The sequence below is a fragment of the Pseudorhodoplanes sp. genome, from assembly GCF_050250235.1.
Taxonomy (GTDB): domain Bacteria; phylum Pseudomonadota; class Alphaproteobacteria; order Rhizobiales; family Xanthobacteraceae; genus Pseudorhodoplanes.
Map to the genome: position 1 here is coordinate 1 of NZ_JBFWPA010000115.1, position 20,806 is coordinate 20,806.

A 20,806-nucleotide genomic window follows, 5' to 3' on the forward strand; every position below is an offset into this window, starting at 1 on the left:
CGGCTTCGGCTTCCGTCGGGCCAATCTCGACCGCGCGTTTCAGATGCTCCGAGAGGGCTGAGGTGTCAAAGGCGTCGAGCCTTCGTTGATAAGCCCACGGCGTGCTTAACGCGTCCTGAAACGTCTGAAATTCGGCGGACGCTTCTCAAGGAATGCCTTGATGCCTTCTGAGTTCTCCTCATTGCCGTAGATCGAAGCGAGCAGCTCGGAAGTCGGGAAGTAAGAGGAGTAGAACTCCTGGTCCGAACCAGCATTCAATGCGATTTTCGCGATCCGGATGCTCTGCGGGCTCTTGTCGAGGATCTCGTTGCAGAGCTTCTTGACCTCTTCGTCAAGCTTGTCGGCGGGGCAAACCTGATTGATCAGGCCCATATCGAGCGCCTCTTGGGCGGTATACAGGCGGCATGTGAACAGGATTTCGCGCGCCTTTCGTTCTCCAACGTAGCGCGCGAGGAGCTGACAGGCTCCCCAGATAGGAACGCTGCCGACACGGGGACCGACCTGACCGAATTTTGAGTCTTCGCTTGCGACCGTCATGTCGGCGAAGAGATTGAGCTCGTTGCCGCTGCCGACGCAAAACCCTCGGACTTTTGCGATTATCGGCTTGTCCATCATCCGCATCACAGAAGAGAGCGCGAAGAGACGTCGCATGTGGGTGCGGCCGACATAGGGCTTGCGCGAGGATTGGTCGCGCACATCGCCTCCTGAACAGAACGCCTTGTCCCCAGCACCCGTCAGAACGACCACGCCGATCTCCGGGTCGTCCGCCGCCATTTTCATCGCTTCCGTGAGCTCCTCATAGGTTTTCGGACGGACGGCGTTGCGCACTTCGGGGCGGTTGATGGTAATTGTGGCGACACCAGCATCGGTGCTGTAAGCGATGTCCTCGAACATTGGGGCGACCTCCTTCTCTCTTCCCTATCAATCCTGGCAGGGGCCGTTCCATACAGTGAAAAAACACTCACTAGGCGAACCCAACGGAGGAGCATAGAATGCCTGTTATGGGTCCGCAACGGAATTGCATGATGCCTGCTAAGACTTGGACTGCGCTTGCGATGCAGACGCGAGGTTCGGGCACGCCGATGATATTGCTGCACGGTGGCGTCGGCTCGTGGACGCATTGGATTCGCAACATCGAGGCGCTTGCGGATCGCTATCGGGTGATCGCGTTCGACCTGCCAGGGTACGGCGCCTCGCCCGATGTGCCCGCCGGGATCCGTCCTGAGGACTATATCGCTTGGGTCGCTTCGGCGATTCGCACGGTTGCCGATGGAGGTTGCGATCTGGTCGGCTTCAGCTTTGGCGGCGCATTGGCTGCGCGGGTTGCGGTTCAACTTGGAGCGACGGTTCGGCGGCTTTCCCTACTCGCGCCCGGCGGATTCGGAATCCCCATCGGGCGATCCATTCCCACCGCGAAGTCGCCATCGTCCGGAGCTTCAGTTGCCGAACGCCGTGCGGCGGTTGCCGCCAATCTAGGCCATTGGATGCTTTCGAAGCGCCCCCCACCAGAGGCCGATGTTGTCGACCTCCAGATCGCCAATATCGAGAGGGCTCGATTCGACAGCAGGATCGTAAGTCTTCGGGAGACGATGATCGCGGACATGCTTCGTATAGCAGCGCCGGTCCAGCTCGTGTGGGGCGAGCTAGACAGACTTGCTTATCCCTCGATTGCTGCCAGAATTGAAGCGTGTCGCGCGGTGCGGCCGAATGCGCGCTATGAAGTCGTGGTGGGTGCAGGACATTGGGTACAATATGAACAACCCGAAAAAGTGAATCAGCTAATCCTTCAATTTCATGGCGACCTCGATGGTCCACGGCCTGATGAACGATAGAGTCAAAAAGATGATGACCAATTCAAGTCGGACGTGCCCGCCGACAATCGTCATGTGGCAGAACAACTCATCGCGAGGTTAATCCATGATCCGATCTGTCGAGCGAGCGCTCGCGATCTTTGAGGCATTTGAACCGAATCATACGATGCTGTCACTCCAGGAAATCGGAAAGCGCATCAAGCTTTCCAAAGCAACGACCTATCGGTTGGTGAACTGCCTTTATGAACTGGGTTACTTGGTCCGCTTGGATGACAGCCGCTATTGTCTGTCACTTAAAGTGACGCGATTGAGCGGAGTGGTACATAGCACGATCGGTATTCGCGAGATTGCCCGGCCAGTAATGCTCGAACTGGTACGCACGACCGGCGAAACGGTCACGCTCAACACAGTGGTGGACGGGCAGCGACTGTGCGTTGAGGTTTTCGATACACCGTCGCCCCTGATGAGCATCGTGCGCCCCGGAGAGCAGACCCCTCTTCTCAAGGGCGCGACAGGCAAAATGCTCCTAGCGCATTTGCCGAAGAAGGAAGTCGATCGAATCTGGCGGGACACTCCGCCTCGTGAAAGACCGAATCGTGCCGCACTTGATCGCGATCTCGCGAAGTATCGCGAGCAAGGATATGCACACACAAGTGGCGAGCGGGTCTTCGGGGTGACTGCAGTGTCTGCTCCCATCTACAATATTGATGGGGGCGTGAAGTATTCGATCAGCGTTACCGGACCGGCCGTTCGCGTCGATCTCCATGTGAGAAAATTCGCGGAATTTCTTTTTGAGGCAACCCGCTCGATAACGAACAGGCTGGGGGGGCGTGACCCATCCGCGAGCGGTCAAAATGCCGAATGTCAGGCGCCCAAGAATAGGCGCCGCGCGGCGTGAACTGATGTGCTCGCCTCACGCTTGAATGGGCGGCAGGGCCGCATTCGTCGGCAGAGCTACTTTCAGCCGTTGCGATTCGTTGTAGGCTAAAGGAAAAGCCACTAGACGAAACCAGTTTCATCTTTTAAACTTATGTATAAAGATAGCGCATAGAGGAAAACAAAAAAGACAGAACTTAGAAAAGACAGCGCTTAGCCGGTGGAGGAAACAATGACTATCAATTTGACACGACGCGTAGGTCTGCTGGGTATAGCTTGTGCGGCGTTGATGGCGCCGCAGTCTGCTTGGGCGCAGGACAGCATCAAGATCGGGGCGCCGCTTTCGCTTTCTGGCAAGTTTGTCTCTTACGGAGCGGCGGCGAAGCGCGGTATCGAAATGGCGGTCGATGTGTATGGCGGCAAGGTTGCTGGCAAGAAGATTGAAGTTCTGTTCCGCGACACGCAATCGGATGCCCAGGCAGCCGTAAACTCGTTCACTCAGTTACTGTCTCAGGAAAAGGTGAACTACCTGATTGGGCCGATCGCGACGCCGATCGCGATGGCCGGTGTCCCGGCCTGGTTGCGGGCGAAAGCTCTCTGGATAGTTCCAGGCGCCACGACACCGCTTCTTGAAGAGAAGGTTGGCAAAGAGGCGATGTTCTTCCACACCTTCCCATACGCCTATCATTATCACGCGTCGCTCGCGAAGGCGCTGCGCGAGAAGCTTGGCCCTGGTAAGACGCTCGCGATCATCTATTCCGATGATGCGTATGGTCGAGAGCATCTTCCTTATGCGCAGAAATATTTCGCGGCAGCTGGGTTCAGGATCGTTGCCGAGGAGCTGGTGCGTGCGGGCGCAACCGATCTTAATCCCGTCTTCGCGAAAATCCGGCGTGCGAAGCCCGATGTGTTAATGGGGTTGGTGCAGACAACGGACGGCATAACACTAACGAAGCAGGCCTATGTCCAGCGGTTGGGAGTGCCGTATATGATCGGAACCGCCTATCCGCAGCTTAAGCAGTGGCAGGACGCCACCGGCGAGGCGCAGGAAGGTTGGATTGGCGTGACAACTTATATTCCTGGTCTCGAGGCGGCGGCAGATCCAAAATATCCCGCGCTATTTCCCGCGACGAAAGACTGGATTGCAGCCTTCACGAATCGCTATAACCGGCAGCCCGAGTTTGTCGACGTCGGCGCATATGTTTCGACCATGATGCTGTTGCTGGCGATCGAACAGGCGAAGGCCGACGACAGGGAAAAGGTCGCTGCCGAGATGAAGAAGCTAGATGTAAAGACGATGATCGGCCGCGGGCACTTTGGTCCGGCCGACGGCGGCACGCTCAATCAGGCGTTTGCTGATGTCGTGGTGCATCAGCGCGTGAAAAACCAGGATGCGATCATTTTCCCGCCAGAGTTCGCCACGACGAAGACGCTAGAACAGGCTGCCTATCCAAAATAAGTGGCGATGGCAGGAGCGGCCCTTGGCTGGGATTTCGGTCAGGGCTGTCTCCGCCCGCCCTGTCAGCTCGGTTCCCGCCCATGACAAGCCTGATAGTTCAGATAATTGTCGACGGCCTTCTGCTCGGCGGCCTCTACACATTGATGGCCGTCGGCTTATCGCTCGCCTTCGGCGTCACAAGGATCATCAACTTCGCCCATGGAGAGATGGTGACGTACGGCGCTTACGCCGCGTTTTTCGTCTTCGTCGGTCTAAACCTGGATCCGCTCCTCAGTCTTCCGCTGGTGGCTGTGCTGGGTGCCGTCGCGGGCTATCTGATCTTCCGGCTGTCGCTTGAAAGAATTCTGGACGACGTCGGCATCAACCAGGTGTTGCTGACATTCGGCATCGGTCTCGTTCTGCAGAATCTCGCAGTCATCATGTGGACCGGCGACGAACGTGCTACGACGCCATCCTACGCGTTGGAATCGTGGCTCTTTTCGAATGACATCATTGTTGCCAAAGGGCGGCTCATCGCATTCGGCCTTGCGGTCTTGTTTATCGTCTTCCTGCTGGCGTGGCTCCGATGGAGTGAGCTTGGCAGGGCAACGCGCGCAGTGTCGCAGAATCGATCAGCTGCCGCGCTGGTCGGTATTAACGTCCGCGGGATTTACGCGCTTTCCTTTGCTCTCAGCTCCGCCTTTGGCGCGGCAACCGGGGCAATTATGAGCTTTCTGCTGCCGATCACACCGTTCATGGGTTTCCCCATTCTGGTGAAGGCTTTTGCCATCATTATCCTCGGCGGCATGGACAGCATCATCGGAACGGTGATCGGCGCGTTCTTTTTGGCGATATGCGAGACTGCCATCGGTTATTTTGTGCCCAACGGTATCGGTTGGGCCGAAGGCGTTGCGTTTTTTCTTTTGGTGATGGTGCTGATTGCCCGGCCGACCGGGATTCTCGGCAAGGTTGGACGCGAAGCATGACGATTATGCGCATTTGGCTGGGAGCTGGCGTCGCCGCGATCCTGGCGCTGGTTGTACCCCACTTTCTCTCTCCGGGTCTCGACGACTGGGCGATCCGCTTCGCCACCTTGCTGTTAATCGCGGTGAGCTGGAACTTGATGGCCAACGCCGGTCTTGTCTCGCTTGGCCATTCCGGATTCTGGGGTTTGGGTGCCTATGCCGCCGCACTTTTCGCCAACACGACGGGCCTCCCATTCTGGCTTTCAATCCTTCCGTCGATCGCGCTCGGCTCGCTGTTTGGCGTGTTGCTGGCTTCCATTACGGCGCGCCTGCGTGGATTGTTCTTTGCAATTTCGACACTGGCAATGGCCGAGGCATTGCGCGTCGTTGCGTTCATGGTGCCCGCCTTGACTGGAGGAGCCGAGGGATTTTTTGTCGATGATCATCTCCGCCCGCGGCGCGAGATCTTGACGAGCTTTGCGCTGATAATTGTTGTGGTCGCTATCGCGATTTCGATCCAGCTCTCTAAATCCAGGTATCAATACGGGCTCCGTGCGATGCGCGACAGCGAAAGCGCTTCTATGATGCTCGGTGTCAACCCGGTCCGTTTCCGCATTGGCATCACGGCGCTGTCTGGCGCACTGGCTTCGGCCGCGGGCACGATCAGCGCTTGGTACACCGGCTATTTGGAGCCGGCCGCCGCGTTCGATATGAAGATCACGATCTCAGCGCAGATCGCCCCGCTCTTCGGCGGACTTTACACCGTGGCCGGACCGGTGGTCGGATCCTTTGCGCTGCTCACAATTTCAGAAATAACGCGACTCCAGTTCGGGCATACTGCAGGTGTCGGGCTTCTTGCTTATGGTGTGGTGCTCGTTTTCGGCGTCATGTTTATGCCGGCGGGAATTGTCGGTGTTTACCGACGCCTGACTGCAAAGCGAAAAGAGCCGGGGGCGCTCAATGAATGACACCGTTTTGGAGTTGATTGGCGTTCGGGCCGGCTATCACGATGCCGTTATCGTTGACGACATCAATTTGCGCGTTGCCGAAGGTGAGGTGGTCTGTCTTCTAGGGTCGAACGGGGCAGGTAAAACGACTATCATGCGCACCATCACCGGCCTGATCCCGGTCATGAGCGGCGCAATCAGTTATCAGGGCAGCGATATTACAACAAGGCCGGCCCACGATCGCGTCACGGCAGGCATTTGCTTGTCACCCGAAGGACGGCAAGTCTTTCCGGAACTGACGGTTGAAGAAAACCTGATCATGGGAGCTTACAACAAGCGGGCACGGGCCAACCGCCAAAAGACGCTGCAGCGAGTGTTTGAGATTTTTCCACGCCTCAGTGAGCGAACGAAGCAGGCGGCAGGATCAATGTCCGGTGGCGAACAGCAGATGCTGGCCATAGGCCGCGCGCTGATGGGCGAGCCGAAACTGCTTGCGCTGGACGAGCCGTCTCTCGGTCTGGCGCCCAAAATGGTGTTAACCTTGTTTGAGGCGATCCGCACGATTGCAAAGTCGGGGATCACGATCCTACTGGTCGAGCAAAACACTCGCGCCGCGCTAACCGTCGCGCAACGCGGATACGTGTTGTCGGCGGGACGGATCGTCTACGAAGCCACCACCAGCGATCTTGCGGAGTCCGAAATGGTGCAAAAGGCATTCATCGGATCGAGCTATGGGCGTCACCGCGGGGCCAGCTCGCGGCGAGAACGGCGGCTTGCCGCGACCGCGGGAGGCGAACGCCGTGCTTGAGGTCGAGGACGTGTCAAAACGATTTGGCGGTCTCAGCGCCATATCGGATTTATCATTCAATCTAGCGCGCGGGGAGGTGCTCGGGATAATCGGGCCGAACGGTGCGGGCAAGACAACATTGCTCAACTTGATCACCGGATACGATACGCCGACCGCAGGATCGATAAGATTCGAAGGGCGGGAGCTGAGCGGACTGCCGCCCTATGCCATTTGTCGCATGGGCATCGCGCGCACATTCCAGGTCGTAAGACCATTCGAGGAAATGTCTGTAGCCGACAACATCATGACCGGCGCACTGTTCTCCTCTAATAGTTACATTTCGAGCACCCAAGCGCAGCGACGGGTGGACGAGGCGCTGGACATGGTAGATCTGACCGCACGCCGCAATGCGCTAAGCACTGAACTGACGATTGGAGAAAAGAAGAAGCTTGAGTTGGCGCGGGCGCTCGCCACTAAGCCGAGGCTTATATTGCTCGACGAGGTGATGTCTGGCCTTACAGGCGCGGAGATCGACAACATCATGGATGTCATCGATCATGTTGCTGATTCAGGCATGACAATACTGATGATCGAGCACATCGTGGGTGTGATCGTTGCTCTCACCGATCGTGTCTTGGTGCTGAATTTCGGCCGTGAACTTTATCAAGGTTCACCTGAGGAGGTGGTGGCACATCCCGACGTCATCGAGTCTTATCTCGGGCAGGCCTTGAGCTAATGCGGTTCTAAATTTCAGGAAGAATCATGCGAGTTCCCTTGTTCGCGCCTTTCACAATGCGGGATTTGACGCTGACCAACCGCATCGTCGTGTCCCCGATGGGACAGTATTCGGCACAGGATGGGAGTGCGACCGACTGGCATACGATGCATCTTGGTCATCTCGCGGTTTCGGGCGCGGGACTGCTCATTACGGAAGCCACCGCAGTCGCGCCCGCCGGCCGGTTGAGCCAGTTCGATCTGGGCCTTTACTCCGACGCCAACGAACAAGCGTTGGCAAGTGTCGTTGAGTTTTGCCGGAAATACGGCGGCGCGAAGCTTGGAATTCAACTTTATCATGGTGGTCGTAAGGGGTCGATTACCACGGCCTGGGAGGGACAGAAGGCAGTGTCTCTGAACGCCGGCGGATGGCGTCCGCTGAGCGCCTCCGACGTGCCTTACCCGGGGCGTAACGTCCCGATCGCCCTCGACCTGCCGGGCATCAAAACCGCGATCTCGCAATTTGCCGAGGCCGCAAAGCGCGCGGATCGGATCGGGTTCGACATGCTCGAGATTCACGGTGCGCACGGCTACCTGATACATAATTTCCTCTCTCCCCTCGCCAATAAGCGAACGGATGAATACGGCGGGTCTTTGCAAAACAGGATGCGTTTCGCGCTGGAGGTTTTTGAAGCCATTCGCAAGGTATGGCCGGAACGCAAGCCCCTCGGCATGCGCATCTCCGCGACCGATTGGGCGGAAGGCGGCTGGACGCTTGATGACAGCGTCGCGCTCGCAATCGAGCTGGAAAAAAGAGGCTGCGACTACATTACCGCGTCGAGTGGCGGGTCGGTGCCCGAGCAACAGCTCAAGGTCGGCCCTGGTTACCAGGTTCCGTTCGCAGAACGCATCCGGCGTGAATCCGGGATTGCGACGATGGCGGTTGGGCTCATCACCGAGCCGCGGCAGGCGAATGAAGTGATTGCCGCCGAGCAAGCAGACTTGGTTGCGCTCGGCCGTGGCATGCTGTTCAACCCGCGTTGGCCGTGGCACGCCGCGATGGAACTCGGCGAGCAGGCGTTTTATCCGCGGCAATATGAGCGCTCGCATCCGAGTATGCGCGGCGGCGATTTCCTCAAGCCGCGCGCCGACAAGTGACGGTCTCTGCGCGCAACGGAGATTCCGCGTCTCAGTCGGCGCGCACGATCAAGGCATCGACCGCAGCGGCGCCTTTTCCGACAACGTCGACAAGTAGCGGGTTCAACTCCGCTTCCACGATCCGCGACTGGGGAATCGCCGCGAGTGAGGACCAGGCGGCAATTACTCTCGCTAATGCTTCGATGTCACCCGTAGGTAGATTGCGATAGCCGCGGATCGGCGCGAAGCCGCGCACCTTGCCGATCAATTCGCGGGCGGCGTCTATGCTCACCGGCGCAACCGCAACAACGACGTCGCGGTAGATTTCGGCCAGAACGCCGCCAACGCCCACGGCAATCGTTGGACCAACATGGGAATCGACCCTATAACCAAGCAGGACTTCGGCCACGCCCGAGTGCATCTCTTGAACAATGAAGCCATCAAGCTTGGCGTCTGGACGGTGCTTGTGAACAGTCTCGCGTATTGACGAGAGCGCCGAAGCCAATGTCTTGATGTCCAGTACGTTTAGCACGACCCCGCCAGCTTCAGTCTTATGGGGGATGTCTGGCGAGTCGATCTTGACTGCCACAGGGAATTTCAGACCGAACACCATTGCTTCGATCTCAGCGCTGTCTGCCTCGATTGAAAGGGAAACCGTGCGGGCTTGATCGATACCCAACAGTTCCAAGATCCAGGATGCTTCGCTGGCGCTGGCAATACCGCGACCCTGCGCGATCCGGATCAACTCGGCGGGAAACGTGCGGTCGATCGCGGTGACGGGAGCCGGGGCCTTCCAGTCGAAATAGGCGCGCATCGCGTCGGCGCAAGCCTCAGGGGTGCGGAATACGGCGACCGAGGCGCCAAACAACAGACGCGCCGACTCCGTAGCGTCCGGTGTTAAGAAGGCAGCGACAGGTTTATCGCTCTTGCGCGCTCGATCGATGATCGGGACGACGGCTCGCTCCGGACGGGACTGCGACGACGATCCGACAACTGCAATGATGGCGTTGCTATCGCGCGACTCGATTAGGCTGTCGAGAACCGCGCCAAAGACTTTCGGATTTGTGCCGGTTAGTGTAAGATCAATTAGCGGAGAGTTCGCGATCCGAATATCTTGCTTCGCGAGCTTGGCGATGACAGCCTCGCCCGGGGCCGTAGCCTGGACGCCTCGCAAACCGAGGTTATCGACTATCAGTGCGCCGCCGCCGCCGGTGGTCGTCATAACGTTGATTCGCGCCGCGCCTGGCGGACGCCGGCCAACCACCATCGGAGCCATCTCAAAGAGGGTTTCGATCATATCGACGCGCATGACGCCGTTGTCCCGCAGAAAAGCTTCGATCGCCGCGGTGTTGCCGACGATCGCGCCGGTGTGCGATGCGGCAAGGCTGCTTCCGAGATCGCTACGGCCAAGCAAATAGGCGATTACGGGCTTGCCTGCGGCGAAGGCACGACGAGCCATAGCCGAAAACTGTTTTTGGTCGCGGATGGTTTCGATGAACAGAAGGATGACGTCGGTATCGGCGTCGTCCACCAAGAGGTCGCCGATTTCTCCGATGCCAAGGTCGGCCTCGTTGCCGACAGATATCATCTTGGCGAAGCCGAGACCGCGGGCCTGTGCCCGCGACAGCAGCGATCCCATCAAGCTGCCACTCTGGGACAGCAACGACATGCGGCCCGGAAAGAGAGAAGGGATTTCAAGCGCTTCGTTCGCGGACAGGGCCACGCGTTGATGCGTATTGATGACGCCGAGACAATTGGGGCCGAGAATGCGCATACCGGCGCTGCTGGCAACCTGGATGATCGCTTCTTGCGCCTTTCGTCCTTCCTCGCCGGTTTCGGCGAAGCCCGCACTGAATATCGTGGCACAATGAACGCGATGATTCGCGCACTGTTTGATTGCAGCGGGAACAAGCGACGCCGGCAACATGATGAATGCGTGCTCGATGGGGTGCGGTATCTTGTCGACCGACGGATACGCGCGCTCTCCGAACAGTTCGTTGCGGCTCGGGTTTACCGGAAAGATTGCGCCTTTATAGCCATGCTTGCGCAGATAGCGTTGAGGCAACGAGGCGTGCTTGGTCGCGTCGCCTGACGCGCCGATCAGAGCGATGCTGTCCGGTGCGAAAAGAGCCTTGGCAAGCGTTGCGCTGTTGTCGCTGTCGGCATGGAAAGGCTTCTTCACGTCAGTTTCCTGTTGATACGCATTGCGGCGGCGGTCAGGCCGCGGCGGCCAGCACAGAGACGTCAGCAGCGCGCTGCATTTTCCGCAACTCATCGAAAAGCGCCTTTGCCTGCGCGACGCCTAGCCGATTCTCAGTGAGGCCTACGAATTTCGCCTCCAGGTCCGACCATTGCATGGGATTTTCCGGGTTGCCGCGTGCGAACGCGATTTCGGCAATTTGCTCGCTGCCGTCCTCGAGAGTCACGTTCATCCTCGCCGCGGTTTCGCGCAGGCGCTCGTCGGGTTCTAGTGTCACGCGATTGGCGAGACGGGCGAGCGTTTCGTCTCGAAGAAATTGCGCGGTGAAGTTCGCCGCCGAAACGGGATAACCGGCGAAAGCGAGCGCGATGCAGTAGGAAAGACTGAATTTGCCTTCTAGCGGCGTGCTCGGCCTCGTTTTGCCGGCGAGCCGGATGGCGAGCGGATGCACCCGCGCTGAGATCTTTTGCGCGGGCATCGGACCGATCGTCTGCGCGAGACTGCGGGCGCAGTCCACCAACGGATGTGTCAGTAGGCAGGAGGCGTAAGGCTTAAATGTGTTCAACAGGATCTGCCAAGACGAGTCGTCCACCGGCCTGAAAGCTAGCGCGCGGTCTTGTACGACGGCGCGAGCGAGCCCCTCTGGGCTGTCGAACGCCTCGAGAGAGGCTTCAAAGCCATGTCGTGCCATCTGGACGGCGATAACAGCATTCATGGCGGCTTTTCCGGCGTGGAATGGCTTCGCCATGGTGCCAAAGGAAATCGTCAGCCCGCCCGCTTGCGTTGCGGCCAAACCCATCGCATTCATGATCTGATTGCGATCGAGCTGAAGCAAAGCGCAGCCCGCCGCCGTCGCGGCCAGCGAGGCGATCGTTGCTGTCGCATGCAGGCCGCGTTCAAGCATTGCCGGCCCGATGTTCCGGCCGAGACGCCCGCCTACCTCAAACCCCTTGATAAAGGCGTCGAGAATATCAGCGTCTTCGCGGCCGGGTGTCGCCGACAGCGCTACGATCGTAGCCCAAGTCGCGCCGCTGATATGCGTCAGGCTCGGAACATGTGTATCGTCAAAATCCAGCGTGTGCGCCAGCGTGCCGTTGACCAGCGCCGAGATGAGGGCGCTCATTTTGCCTCCCGACAGCACCGGCGAGCGGCCTTCGTCCTGCATCGCGCGAGCAGCGATCATGCCCGGCAGCTCTTCGACGGCACCCAACGCGACACCGCACCAATCCACGAAGCACATGCGGGCCGCGTCGGTCACCTCTCTTGGATACGTTCCCTGCAGAGGTGCGATGACTAGATCGGCAATACTGGATATGACCGGTGTCGCGGTCGAGTTCATCTAAATCGTCCTTGAATCCATCAATTGTTTTATCTCGGCTGACGATAAGCCGAAACTCGCGAGCAAATCCGGACTGTCCCCGCCAAGCGACGGCGCGGGCTCCCGCCTATCGCGCACCAGTCCGGATGGGTGCAGCGGATTGCGTATCTCTGCGATCCGGCCTTCCGTGGGATGCGCCGTCGTGTGCACGAGTCCGCGCGCCCGCACATGAGGCGAGCCGACAGCTTCGTCAGGTGTCAGGACAGGAACGACTGGGATGTTGTGGGCCAGCATCTCGCGCGAAATTTCATCGCGAGTGTGTGTGAGGCAATAATCGGCGATGACCTGCCGGTAGGTCTCGTTTCGCTCGCCATGCGAGCTCAGACGCGCGGACAGGTCTTCATATTCTTGCGGAAGGTCATCGCGACCGATCAACTTGCAGAACTTCTCCCAGTAGCGCGCCTCGAGCAGCGAAACCGCAACGGTCTTGGCGTCTTTAGTTGGATAGAGCGCGTAGCGTGGATTTCCACCCCACACCTCCATCCGCGGCTCGCCGCTGGAGCCGGCTACGCGCGCGAGCGCACTCGCGAGGCCGATCTGACCGAGCTGAAACATGCTGTCGAACATCGCGATGTCCAGCGCCGCGCCGATGCCGTATTGGTCGCGCCGGCGCAAAGCTGACAATATGCCGATGCAGGCCGTGAGTGCTGCCGCATAGTCGGCTGTCTGGAAGACTGGCATGTGCGGCGGCTGTTCCGAGGGCGCCAGTAGGCCGGTCGCGGCTTGTACGACGAGATCGTGGCCGGGGATCGGTGACAGGGGACCGCGCTGCCCATAGCCCGATATCGAGCAATGGACGATCTTCGGGTTGGCTTTCAGCGCGGCCTCGGCGTCGATGCCGTGCTTACCGGCAACGGACGCGCTGAAAGACTCCATGAGCACGTCGGTGCCGGCGATCAGCTTTTGCACCAGAGCCTTGGCGCCGGGGGCTTTGAGATCGATGGTCAGGCTACGCTTGCAGGCATTCACGCTCTGGAAGTACACGCTTTCATTTTTGTAGCGCGGCGGATTGTGCCTGCTCGGGTCTCCAATGCCCCGTTGTTCGATCTTGATGACGTCCGCCCCCAGATCGGCCAGCATCTGCGAACACCATGGGCCAGGCAGCAAACGCGTCCAATCGAGAACACGAATCCCGGCAAGCGGTAGCTGCGTTTGCACGTCCGGCTTCGCCATATGAGCTTCAGCGCCCCGTGAAATTCGGCTTGCGCTTCTCCAGGAACGCCGAGATGCCTTCCTGCTTGTCGTCGGTGCCGTAGATCGTCGTGACGAGGAAAGTCTCGAACTCGAGGGCCGACCCGAGATCCATCTGAACGCCGCGGTGGACGGCGCGCTTCACAAGCGCCAGGCTGAGCGGAGCGCGCGTTGCGTATAGCTCAACGAGGCGTTTTGCTTCGGCAAGCGCCTGACCCTTCTCCGCGAGCTTGTTCAGAAGCCCCATACGATAGGCGTCCTCGGCTGAAAACGGCTCGGCGGCAAAGAGCATTTCGAGCGCATAAGCCGGCCCGACGATGCGCGGCAGGCGCTGCGTTCCGCCGGCGCCGGCAACCGTCCCGATGCGCGACGACGTGATCGCGTAATTTGAACCCTTTGCGCCCACCCGAAGGTCGCACGCCAAAACGAGTTCACAGCCACCCGTCATGCAAAAACCTTCGATCGCCGCAATGACCGGCTTTTTCGACATTTCGAGCGCGTCGCAGAGCCGATGCCAGAGCCGAAAATAGTCCATGCCGGACTCTGCGGACTTGACCTGAAGCGCCTCGTTGAGGTCCGCGCCGGCGGCAAAATACTCAGCACCGCCTGTTATGATGACGCCTCGCACCGACGCATCGCCGTCGACTTCACGCATCGCGTCCATCAGTTCTCGCATCAACTCGATGCTGATAGCGTTGCGTCGCTCCGGACGGTTGAGTGTGATGATGCAGGCCGCGGCGTCTCTTTCGACCCGAATAGTATTGAATGTCGGCACAGTACCTTCCTTGCGGGTGTCTTGTTCTGTGGCTGGCAATAAGCGAAGAGGACGCCCTCGCACGCCCCAAGATTCGAGCCAATTGACGTTGCTCGAAGGCTGCCGGTAATATACGAAATGGAACAGGGTCCGTCTAGCGAAATGTCTTTGCGGACGAACTTTGGCGGCGTTCTGGGACCTCTTGGCCGCTTCTTTGCGACCATCGCAAGGAACAGGGAGATAGTGGATGGAGCTGTTTGAAAAGGGCCGCGTCGCTCTCGTTACCGGCGGCGCCCGCGGGATAGGTTATGCTTGCGCGCGTCTTCTCGCGAAAGAGGGAGTTGCACTGGCGCTCGTCGATATAAACGGCGATAGCGTGAAGGAGTCCGCTCGAAAGCTTAGCGAGGAAACAGGCACCATCGCTGTCGGCGTCGCAGCCGATATTTCAAGTCAGCACGACGTCGCGCGAATGGTCAAAGAAGTTGGTGACAAGTTTAGCAAGATCGATCTTTTTCTCAACAGCGCGGCAATCTTGGCCGATAAGACTTTCTTGGAGTCGACGCCGGAAGAGTGGGATCGGATGATTAAAGTTTGCTTGCAAGGTCCGATGCTGTGCCTGCACGCCATCTTGCCGGGCATGATCGAGCGACGTTATGGTCGCGTTGTCTGCATGGCGTCTGATTCCGCCCGCGTTGGCCAGGCTCGTCTGTCCTACTACGCGGCCGCGAAGGCTGGCGTGATCGCAATGTGCAAATCCGTTGCGCAGGAAGTCGGCACATCAGGTGTAACGTTGAATGTCGTTTCGCCGGGCGCTACCAACACCGAATTGCGCCAGGAGCGCGAGGCGTCGTTGTGCAAATCGATGGGTGAGGAAAAATATGCGAGGCGTGTCAAAAACGTCCTGCGCATGTATCCAACCGGTCGCATTGGCGAGCCCGAAGACAGTGCCGCGATGATCACATTCCTGTTGAGCGACAAAGCCGGATGGGTGACCGGACAAGTGGTCAGCGTCAACGGCGGCTACGTGATGTTGTGACGCATGAATTTCGAACGATCCGAAGATCAAACCCTGATGGTCGAATCCGCCCGTCGTATGGTTGAGGGCCGTATCGCGCCGATCCTGAATTCCAGCGATCCCGATAAACCGCTCAGCAAGGCGGACATGATCCGAATTTTCGGGATGTTGGCCGAAGAGGGGCTGACGGCTCCGCGCTTGCCCACATCGGCGGGCGGATCCGGGATGGCCATGCTCGATTATGGGATGGTCTACGAGCAGCTTCCGCCCGTGATCGCCATTTCTCTCCTGTCGCATGAGGTCAGTACTGCGCGGATTTTCGCGGAAAGCACCGATGAACAGCGTCTGCGACTGATTCCGGATTTGATCGCCGGGAAGCAGATTTGCTGCACCGGCTCGACCGAGCCGGACACCGGATCGGACCCACGCGGCATCAAGACGCGCGTGACTGAGAGCGAAGGCAGCTTGGTGATCAATGGCCAGAAGATGTGGATCACCAATGGCAGCATCAGCGATCTCGCCGTCGTCACTTGTGTCAGCGGGGGCGCCGACGGGAAAAAGCCCGGCATGAGGCGTGTCGCTGTCGAGCGTACGAAATCCCCGTACCTAGCCGTGGAGATTCCAACAATTGGCCTGTGCCAGGGCCATCTATCGGAGCTCGTGTTCGACGATTGTCGCGTGCCGATCGAGAATGCGCTTGGTGAAACTGGTGATGCTGCGCGCGTGCTGACTCTCACCTGGAATATCAACCGGCCGCTGATGGGGCTAAGTGCGGTTCATCTCGCCCAACGTGCCCTCGATGCGGCGATCGAATATGCAGGCATCCGCAAGCAGTTCGGCCAGGTGATTGGCGGCATGCAGCTCGTTCAGGAGCGGCTCGCGGACATCGCCACCGCGGTCGAGACAAGCCGGCTGCTGTGCTACCGGGCGCTCGATGCAGCCGATCGTGGCGGCCGCAACAATGGGTTGTCGGCGATGGCAAAGCGTTATGCGACCAATGCCTGCCTCCAGGCCGTATCGTTGGCGATGGAGGTTCACGGCGCCATGGGCATCAGCCGTGAACTTGGGCTCGAACAACTTTACCGTGACGCGCGCATGCTGCTGGTTCCCGATGGCACGAACGAGATACTTGCCTTGATGATCGGGCGCGAGTTGACTGGTCTGGATGCGTTCAGGCCGCCGAAGGTACACTGAGTAATTGCCTTGCGCCGACGTGCCCTCTTCAGGGGGCGTTGCCGGCGAGTTCCCGATTGGCCCCGCCCAAGCTCCCGATCGGCTTAAGGTCGTAGTGGGGCATCCGGGACAAGTTGAACGGAAGCTCGATCAATGGCCAGCAGGATTTTCCGCAGTCAACCATACGGATCATTCCACCAGTACGGCTCTCCAGACGGCCGACTTCATCGACAGTACGGATCGAAGCTGCTGGGATGCTGCGGGCCAGCAGCGCCATCGCCGCCTGCTCGCGTGTCACCGAGCCCGGATCAATGTCTGCCTTGGCCAGTTCGGTAAAAACATTCTCTTGCGGGCACATAACTGCTAAGTGGCCATCTTTACAGGTAACGATGGCATGAGGTGATCGCGCGTTTGGATCCCAAGCTGTATGCGTTGCCCACACGCCAACGTCCTGCATTGCCAGATCGATAAACGAACCGGTGCCAGTGCGATCGCGTTCCTCCAGCATTGCCAGAATGCAGAAAAGGCCCATCATTCCGCCGAGAGTGTCGGCGATAGATATGCCTAGCCTCGTTGGAATGCCGTTTGCGCGTGTCAGGTCCATAAGCCCTGACATGGCCTGGATGACCGTATCGAAGGCCGGCCTTCCCGGATAAGCCGAATCTGCCCCGTAACCCGAAATGGCACAATAAACCAGTCGCGAATTGATCTTCTGGATTTCCTCGAACGAGAAACCGAGCCGCGCAAGCGAGCCCGGCTTTAGGTTCTCGACGAGGATGTCAGATGTGCCAATCAGCTTTGTGAGCAAGGCTCGATCGTCCGGAGAGCGCAGATCGATCGCGAGGCTGCGTTTGTTGGCGTTGTTCATCGTGAAAAAATAGCTCTCGCCGTTGAGGTGCGGTGGCCACGCACGAGAGGATTCGCCAGTCAGCGGCTCGATCTTGATGACCTCGGCGCCCAGCGTGGCCATCTGCTTTGCCGCCAGAGGCGCCGTCGTGTATTGCCCAATTTCCAGCACCCGCAACCCTTTAAGAGGCATGGCTTGCTTGTGACTGCCACGCGTCGCGGATGGCCGTTTCTCCAATTTACGAACCGGTTCTCGACCGGAATTTCTCAAAGGGATGGCCGACGGCCCCCGGCCACGCGGAAAGGGAGGGCTGGCCACGGCCACTTCCAATCCCGTTTCCGGGTCCCTTAGCCGCCGCACCATGCCGCGGAAATTCACGTTGGGCTCTTTCGCCAGTTCATCCACGGCGACGATGGGGCCAGCGGCGATGTCCACGCGCCCAAGCGTTTCGACTACTTCCCTTACTGTTTTCGTTCCGACCCAAGACTGGACGATGGCATCGGTCGCATCCACATTTTTTATCCGCCCGGCCAGCTTCACGAGATCCCCTTCCTGGGCCAGTTCAGGACGGCCCATCACCGAACACAGCCGCCTCCATTGATCGTCATTCGCTGAGCAGAGCAGGATCCAGCCATCAGACGCCTGATACGCATTCCAGGGCGCGGCCATCGGATGGCGATTTCCGCCGCGAGGTGGAATTTTCCCGTCGAAGAAGAAGGGCAGGAATGTGACCATGCCGTTCACGCCGGTGCCATAAAGCGTCGATGTGACCTTTTGACCGCCGCCATGCAAGCGCCGCATCCGCAAGGCGGTGGTAATCGCCGCAGCCGCATAAACCCCTGCGCCAAGATCGAGAATGGCCGCTTCTGAAATGGTGGGTCCACCATCCGCCGTTCCGGTGACAGAAGCGATCCCAGACTGCGCCTGAATCAACTTGTCGTCGAAAAGGGTGCCGGCCGGCTCGGGTGTTGGAAAAGCGAGGATGTCACAGTCGACCGTATCCGAGCCAAGAGCGATCCCGGCAGCGAAATCGGGACCAAAATCGCTTGAACGGATGACAACATCGGCGGCCTCAAGCAGTTGGCGCAGAAGCTCCTCATCCTCGGCGTTGCCGACGCGAACGACCACGCTCTCCTTGCCCGCCAACGATGACGCGCGAAGTTTGAACTTGCCAATAGCCGCTAAATTTTCTGGCTCGACAACGATTACGGTGGCGCCGGCCGCGGCAAACAGCGATCCACAAGCGCTAACGCCGCTTCGAGCGCCCACCTCCACGACGACAAGCTCTTCAAAGGGACGATGCTGCATGTGGAAGAATTCCTGTTTCGTGGCGCAAAATCGGTTCTATTAGAATAGAATTAGCATTACAATTGCTTCTTATGGAGCTTTCTGAATCCATGGGCAACCATGATTCGAAGATCGTGGGCGCAACGCTGGATCGCAGCAGCCGAACCGAAGGTGCGGCGGATCGCCTTCGACAACGCCTTCGCGCCATCGGCGATGAATAGTCTTGGCACCGTCGGGTCGAGCCCGCGCGAGACCAAGTTGTCCAGCAGGGCCTGAACCGTTGCGGTATTCTCGATCGCCCCTTCCACCAGTGCCAGCGGATGCTTGTTGCCTTCGCCGTCAACCCCGATCGCGGCGACCAGCACGAGATCGTCGCCGAGATGCAGCCCGTCAATCTGGACCACCAGAAGGTCGAACGCGGACAGATCGGCAGCCATGAAGTCGGCCAGCCGCGCCGCCGACAGCGCTACGAACCTCCGCGAGGCCGCCGACTTCGAAATCCCCGATCCGGGCGGTGCCGGCACGTCCCCCTCAGGCAGCCGGACAGCGCGGCCGAACCGGCGCGTCGACACATTGATCAGCATCAGGTTCATCGCCCAGCGACCGAGCCAGTCCTCCTGCGCCGCCGTTTCCCAGCTCGGGATCGTGACCTCGCGGCCGTCCACGCCCCGCACCCGCGGGCGTTCGACCTCGATCTTGCCGCCGTGGAAACCGATCCGTCCCCGCGTTCGGCCCCAACGATGCGCCCGCCGCGCCACATCGCGACCATGGCGCGGCCCGCAGGCCGCCGTCACATCCGCCTTGTGGCTGCGCGTGGCTGATGGAAGCGCAGCGCGGGTGATCGGTGCGCGAAAGCGCTGAAGAAGGCCGACTTGCCGCATCTCACTGGGGAGCTGTTCAATGATGAAGATGGTCTCGAAATTCGCGCTTGCGGCAGCGGTTGCTGCTTTGGCGATCGCCGGTTCTGCGGGCGACTCGATGGCGAAGGGCAAGAAGAAGGCCGCTGCGGCTTGCACGCCCGGCGCTCTGAAGACGGCTGCCTGCGGACCGGCCGGTTGCACGATGAACCGCTGCTGGGCCGACGGAAAGTGGTATCCCTCGCTGTTCGTTTGCTGGCAGCCCTGGTGCCCGAAGTAACGCGGGTCACCGGTAATCCGGGCGTCATCCTGATCTGATTGGAAGGCGGCGTCGGCGGCAATTCAGCGCGCTGGCGCCGCCTTGCTGCGATCCGGGGCACACCACCAATGGCCGCGCCCCAGGCGGCCGGTTCGTGCTGCATGCCAAGGCGCTCCCGGGCAACCCCTATGACGGGCACACCCTTGGCACCATCATCGAGGACACCGAAAAGCTCACCGGCTGCGCGATCGAGCGCGGTTATGTCGACAAGGGCTATCGCGGCCATGACACGAAAAACCCGCGCCGTATCTTCATCTCAGGCCAAAAGCGCGGGGTCTTCGGCGTCATCAAGCGCGAGCTCCGACGTCGCTCCGCCATCGAAGCCGTGATCGGCCATATGAAGACCGAAGGCCATCTCGGTCGCTGCTACCTCAGGGGACGCCAAGGCGACGCCGCCAATGTCGTTCTCACCGCAATCGGCCATAACCTCCGCCTGGTCCTCGCCTTGGCTGAAGATTTTGCTGCGTCTGATCCGGAACGACCTGTCTCGAGCCTTCCTTGTATCACCGGCATTCAGATCGGCTTCTTAACGGACGACTTACTACTTATGCGTGGCGGAGGGAGAGGAGCTGTAATCCAACATTCTCCGTCCGCCGGGAAACCGGCGGGTGCAGGTTGGATTCCTGTAGAATTAAAGATTCAGCAATCGCGACAGCCCGGAGACATGCGCTGGCGCCCGTGGCGGCGGCACCGAAAGGGATCGAGGGAAAGAGCGGCTATGGTCCGGGGTGTTCTGAGATCGTAATCACCTGACAGTTGGCCACCGAAGAACCGGGCGCGGACCGCAAGAGTCCGAGCGCCCGGTTCCGGTGGCCGAGCCGCTTTCGAGCGGGTTTGATGGCGTTGCTGAGACAACATCGAACCCAAACGGAAGACGATCATGACCGCCAAGGACAAGATAGCACGCCGCAAGCTCTCGCTGCTGGAGCTGGCCGCGGACCTCTCCAATGTCAGCCGCGCCTGCAAGGTGATGGGCTATTCTCGCCAGCAGTTCTACGAGATACGCCGCAACTTCCAGACCTACGGGGCCGAGGGGCTGATCGACCGCCTGCCCGGCGCGCGGGGACCGCACCCCAACCGGGTGTCGGCCGAGATCGAGCAGGCCGTGCT

17 protein-coding genes and 2 pseudogenes are annotated in these 20,806 nt (G+C 59.6%); 12 read left to right on the forward strand and 7 right to left on the reverse strand.

Annotated features, from left to right (window positions below):
• Window positions 1-105: 105 nt before the first annotated feature.
• The gene (locus AB7F49_RS30530) at window positions 106-894 is read right to left on the reverse strand and encodes an enoyl-CoA hydratase-related protein (protein ID WP_428529491.1); all 789 of its coding nucleotides are present in this window, start codon (window positions 892-894) and stop codon (window positions 106-108) included.
• Between the two features lie 188 nt (window positions 895-1,082).
• Here AB7F49_RS30530 and AB7F49_RS30535 point away from each other — a divergent pair, with 188 nt between their 5' ends.
• The 8 genes from AB7F49_RS30535 to AB7F49_RS30570 all read left to right on the forward strand — a co-directional run bounded on the left by AB7F49_RS30535 (window position 1,083) and on the right by AB7F49_RS30570 (window position 8,696).
• Window positions 1,083-1,832, forward strand: a complete 750-nt coding sequence (locus AB7F49_RS30535; protein WP_428529522.1) for an alpha/beta fold hydrolase — start codon at window positions 1,083-1,085, stop codon at window positions 1,830-1,832.
• Between the two features lie 85 nt (window positions 1,833-1,917).
• Complete coding sequence (locus AB7F49_RS30540) at window positions 1,918-2,709, forward strand: IclR family transcriptional regulator (protein WP_428529493.1); 792 nt, start codon at window positions 1,918-1,920, stop codon at window positions 2,707-2,709.
• 210 nt (window positions 2,710-2,919) lie between these two features.
• Window positions 2,920-4,146 carry an ABC transporter substrate-binding protein gene (locus tag AB7F49_RS30545; RefSeq protein WP_428529495.1) on the forward strand — a complete coding sequence of 409 codons (1,227 nt, stop codon included), beginning with the start codon at window positions 2,920-2,922 and terminating at the stop codon, window positions 4,144-4,146.
• An 80-nt stretch (window positions 4,147-4,226) separates the two neighbouring features.
• Window positions 4,227-5,111 (forward strand): branched-chain amino acid ABC transporter permease, encoded by an 885-nt coding sequence (locus AB7F49_RS30550; RefSeq protein ID WP_428529497.1) that lies wholly within the window; start codon window positions 4,227-4,229, stop codon window positions 5,109-5,111.
• Entirely contained in the window at window positions 5,108-6,058 is a 951-nt protein-coding gene (locus AB7F49_RS30555; RefSeq protein WP_428529499.1) for a branched-chain amino acid ABC transporter permease, read from the forward strand. The genes AB7F49_RS30550 and AB7F49_RS30555 overlap by 4 nt, the downstream gene beginning before the upstream one ends.
• Window positions 6,051-6,845: an ABC transporter ATP-binding protein gene (locus AB7F49_RS30560; RefSeq protein WP_428529501.1), complete on the forward strand. Its 795-nt coding sequence runs from the start codon at window positions 6,051-6,053 to the stop codon at window positions 6,843-6,845. Before AB7F49_RS30555 ends, AB7F49_RS30560 begins: the two co-directional genes overlap by 8 nt.
• Window positions 6,838-7,560, forward strand: a complete 723-nt coding sequence (locus AB7F49_RS30565; protein WP_428529503.1) for an ABC transporter ATP-binding protein — start codon at window positions 6,838-6,840, stop codon at window positions 7,558-7,560. Before AB7F49_RS30560 ends, AB7F49_RS30565 begins: the two co-directional genes overlap by 8 nt.
• 26 nt (window positions 7,561-7,586) lie before the next feature.
• Window positions 7,587-8,696: an NADH:flavin oxidoreductase/NADH oxidase gene (locus AB7F49_RS30570; protein ID WP_428529505.1), complete on the forward strand. Its 1,110-nt coding sequence runs from the start codon at window positions 7,587-7,589 to the stop codon at window positions 8,694-8,696.
• A gap of 31 nt (window positions 8,697-8,727) precedes the next feature.
• Here the strand turns inward: AB7F49_RS30570 and AB7F49_RS30575 are convergent, their stop codons facing one another.
• From AB7F49_RS30575 to AB7F49_RS30590, 4 genes are read right to left on the reverse strand one after another with little or no spacing between them, the layout of a single operon-like run.
• Window positions 8,728-10,857, reverse strand: a complete 2,130-nt coding sequence (locus AB7F49_RS30575) for an acetate--CoA ligase family protein (RefSeq protein WP_428529507.1) — start codon at window positions 10,855-10,857, stop codon at window positions 8,728-8,730.
• 34 nt (window positions 10,858-10,891) lie between these two features.
• Window positions 10,892-12,214, reverse strand: a complete 1,323-nt coding sequence (locus AB7F49_RS30580) for an MmgE/PrpD family protein (protein ID WP_428529509.1) — start codon at window positions 12,212-12,214, stop codon at window positions 10,892-10,894.
• Window positions 12,215-13,426: a CaiB/BaiF CoA transferase family protein gene (locus tag AB7F49_RS30585; RefSeq protein WP_428529511.1), complete on the reverse strand. Its 1,212-nt coding sequence runs from the start codon at window positions 13,424-13,426 to the stop codon at window positions 12,215-12,217. It abuts the gene before it with no gap.
• A 7-nt stretch (window positions 13,427-13,433) separates the two neighbouring features.
• Entirely contained in the window at window positions 13,434-14,219 is a 786-nt protein-coding gene (locus AB7F49_RS30590) for an enoyl-CoA hydratase/isomerase family protein (protein WP_428529512.1), read from the reverse strand.
• Between the two features lie 226 nt (window positions 14,220-14,445).
• Between AB7F49_RS30590 and AB7F49_RS30595 the strand changes: the two genes are divergently transcribed.
• Window positions 14,446-15,234, forward strand: coding sequence for an SDR family NAD(P)-dependent oxidoreductase (locus tag AB7F49_RS30595; protein WP_428529514.1), 789 nt, complete (start codon window positions 14,446-14,448; stop codon window positions 15,232-15,234).
• A gap of 3 nt (window positions 15,235-15,237) precedes the next feature.
• Window positions 15,238-16,407, forward strand: coding sequence for an acyl-CoA dehydrogenase family protein (locus AB7F49_RS30600; protein ID WP_428529516.1), 1,170 nt, complete (start codon window positions 15,238-15,240; stop codon window positions 16,405-16,407).
• Window positions 16,408-16,435: 28 nt separating this feature from the next.
• Here the strand turns inward: AB7F49_RS30600 and AB7F49_RS30605 are convergent, their stop codons facing one another.
• Window positions 16,436-18,541 (reverse strand): CoA transferase, encoded by a 2,106-nt coding sequence (locus AB7F49_RS30605; protein WP_428529518.1) that lies wholly within the window; start codon window positions 18,539-18,541, stop codon window positions 16,436-16,438.
• A gap of 71 nt (window positions 18,542-18,612) precedes the next feature.
• A pseudogene (locus AB7F49_RS30610) lies at window positions 18,613-19,323 on the reverse strand (transposase); the annotation flags it as partial.
• Between the two features lie 434 nt (window positions 19,324-19,757).
• On the opposite strand from AB7F49_RS30610, the pseudogene AB7F49_RS30615 reads away from it, so the two are divergent.
• Both AB7F49_RS30615 and AB7F49_RS30620 read left to right on the forward strand, forming a co-directional pair.
• A pseudogene (locus AB7F49_RS30615) lies at window positions 19,758-20,153 on the forward strand (transposase); the annotation flags it as partial.
• Between the two features lie 423 nt (window positions 20,154-20,576).
• A partial coding sequence (locus AB7F49_RS30620; RefSeq protein ID WP_428529520.1) for a helix-turn-helix domain-containing protein occupies window positions 20,577-20,806 on the forward strand: 230 nt, incomplete at its 3' end.

What these genes read in the sequence shown, in the direction of transcription:
- AB7F49_RS30580 (WP_428529509.1), bottom strand. Translation starts at nt 12,214, where the DNA reads ATGAACTCGACCGCGACACCGGTCATATCCAGTATTGCCGATCTAGTC.
- AB7F49_RS30550 (WP_428529497.1), top strand. Translation starts at nt 4,227, where the DNA reads ATGACAAGCCTGATAGTTCAGATAATTGTCGACGGCCTTCTGCTCGGC.
- AB7F49_RS30530 (WP_428529491.1), bottom strand. Translation starts at nt 894, where the DNA reads ATGTTCGAGGACATCGCTTACAGCACCGATGCTGGTGTCGCCACAATT.
- AB7F49_RS30535 (WP_428529522.1), top strand. Translation starts at nt 1,083, where the DNA reads ATGATATTGCTGCACGGTGGCGTCGGCTCGTGGACGCATTGGATTCGC.
- AB7F49_RS30560 (WP_428529501.1), top strand. Translation starts at nt 6,051, where the DNA reads ATGAATGACACCGTTTTGGAGTTGATTGGCGTTCGGGCCGGCTATCAC.
- AB7F49_RS30555 (WP_428529499.1), top strand. Translation starts at nt 5,108, where the DNA reads ATGACGATTATGCGCATTTGGCTGGGAGCTGGCGTCGCCGCGATCCTG.
- AB7F49_RS30600 (WP_428529516.1), top strand. Translation starts at nt 15,238, where the DNA reads ATGAATTTCGAACGATCCGAAGATCAAACCCTGATGGTCGAATCCGCC.
- AB7F49_RS30540 (WP_428529493.1), top strand. Translation starts at nt 1,918, where the DNA reads ATGATCCGATCTGTCGAGCGAGCGCTCGCGATCTTTGAGGCATTTGAA.
- AB7F49_RS30595 (WP_428529514.1), top strand. Translation starts at nt 14,446, where the DNA reads ATGGAGCTGTTTGAAAAGGGCCGCGTCGCTCTCGTTACCGGCGGCGCC.
- AB7F49_RS30605 (WP_428529518.1), bottom strand. Translation starts at nt 18,541, where the DNA reads ATGCAGCATCGTCCCTTTGAAGAGCTTGTCGTCGTGGAGGTGGGCGCT.
- AB7F49_RS30585 (WP_428529511.1), bottom strand. Translation starts at nt 13,426, where the DNA reads ATGGCGAAGCCGGACGTGCAAACGCAGCTACCGCTTGCCGGGATTCGT.
- AB7F49_RS30570 (WP_428529505.1), top strand. Translation starts at nt 7,587, where the DNA reads ATGCGAGTTCCCTTGTTCGCGCCTTTCACAATGCGGGATTTGACGCTG.
- AB7F49_RS30545 (WP_428529495.1), top strand. Translation starts at nt 2,920, where the DNA reads ATGACTATCAATTTGACACGACGCGTAGGTCTGCTGGGTATAGCTTGT.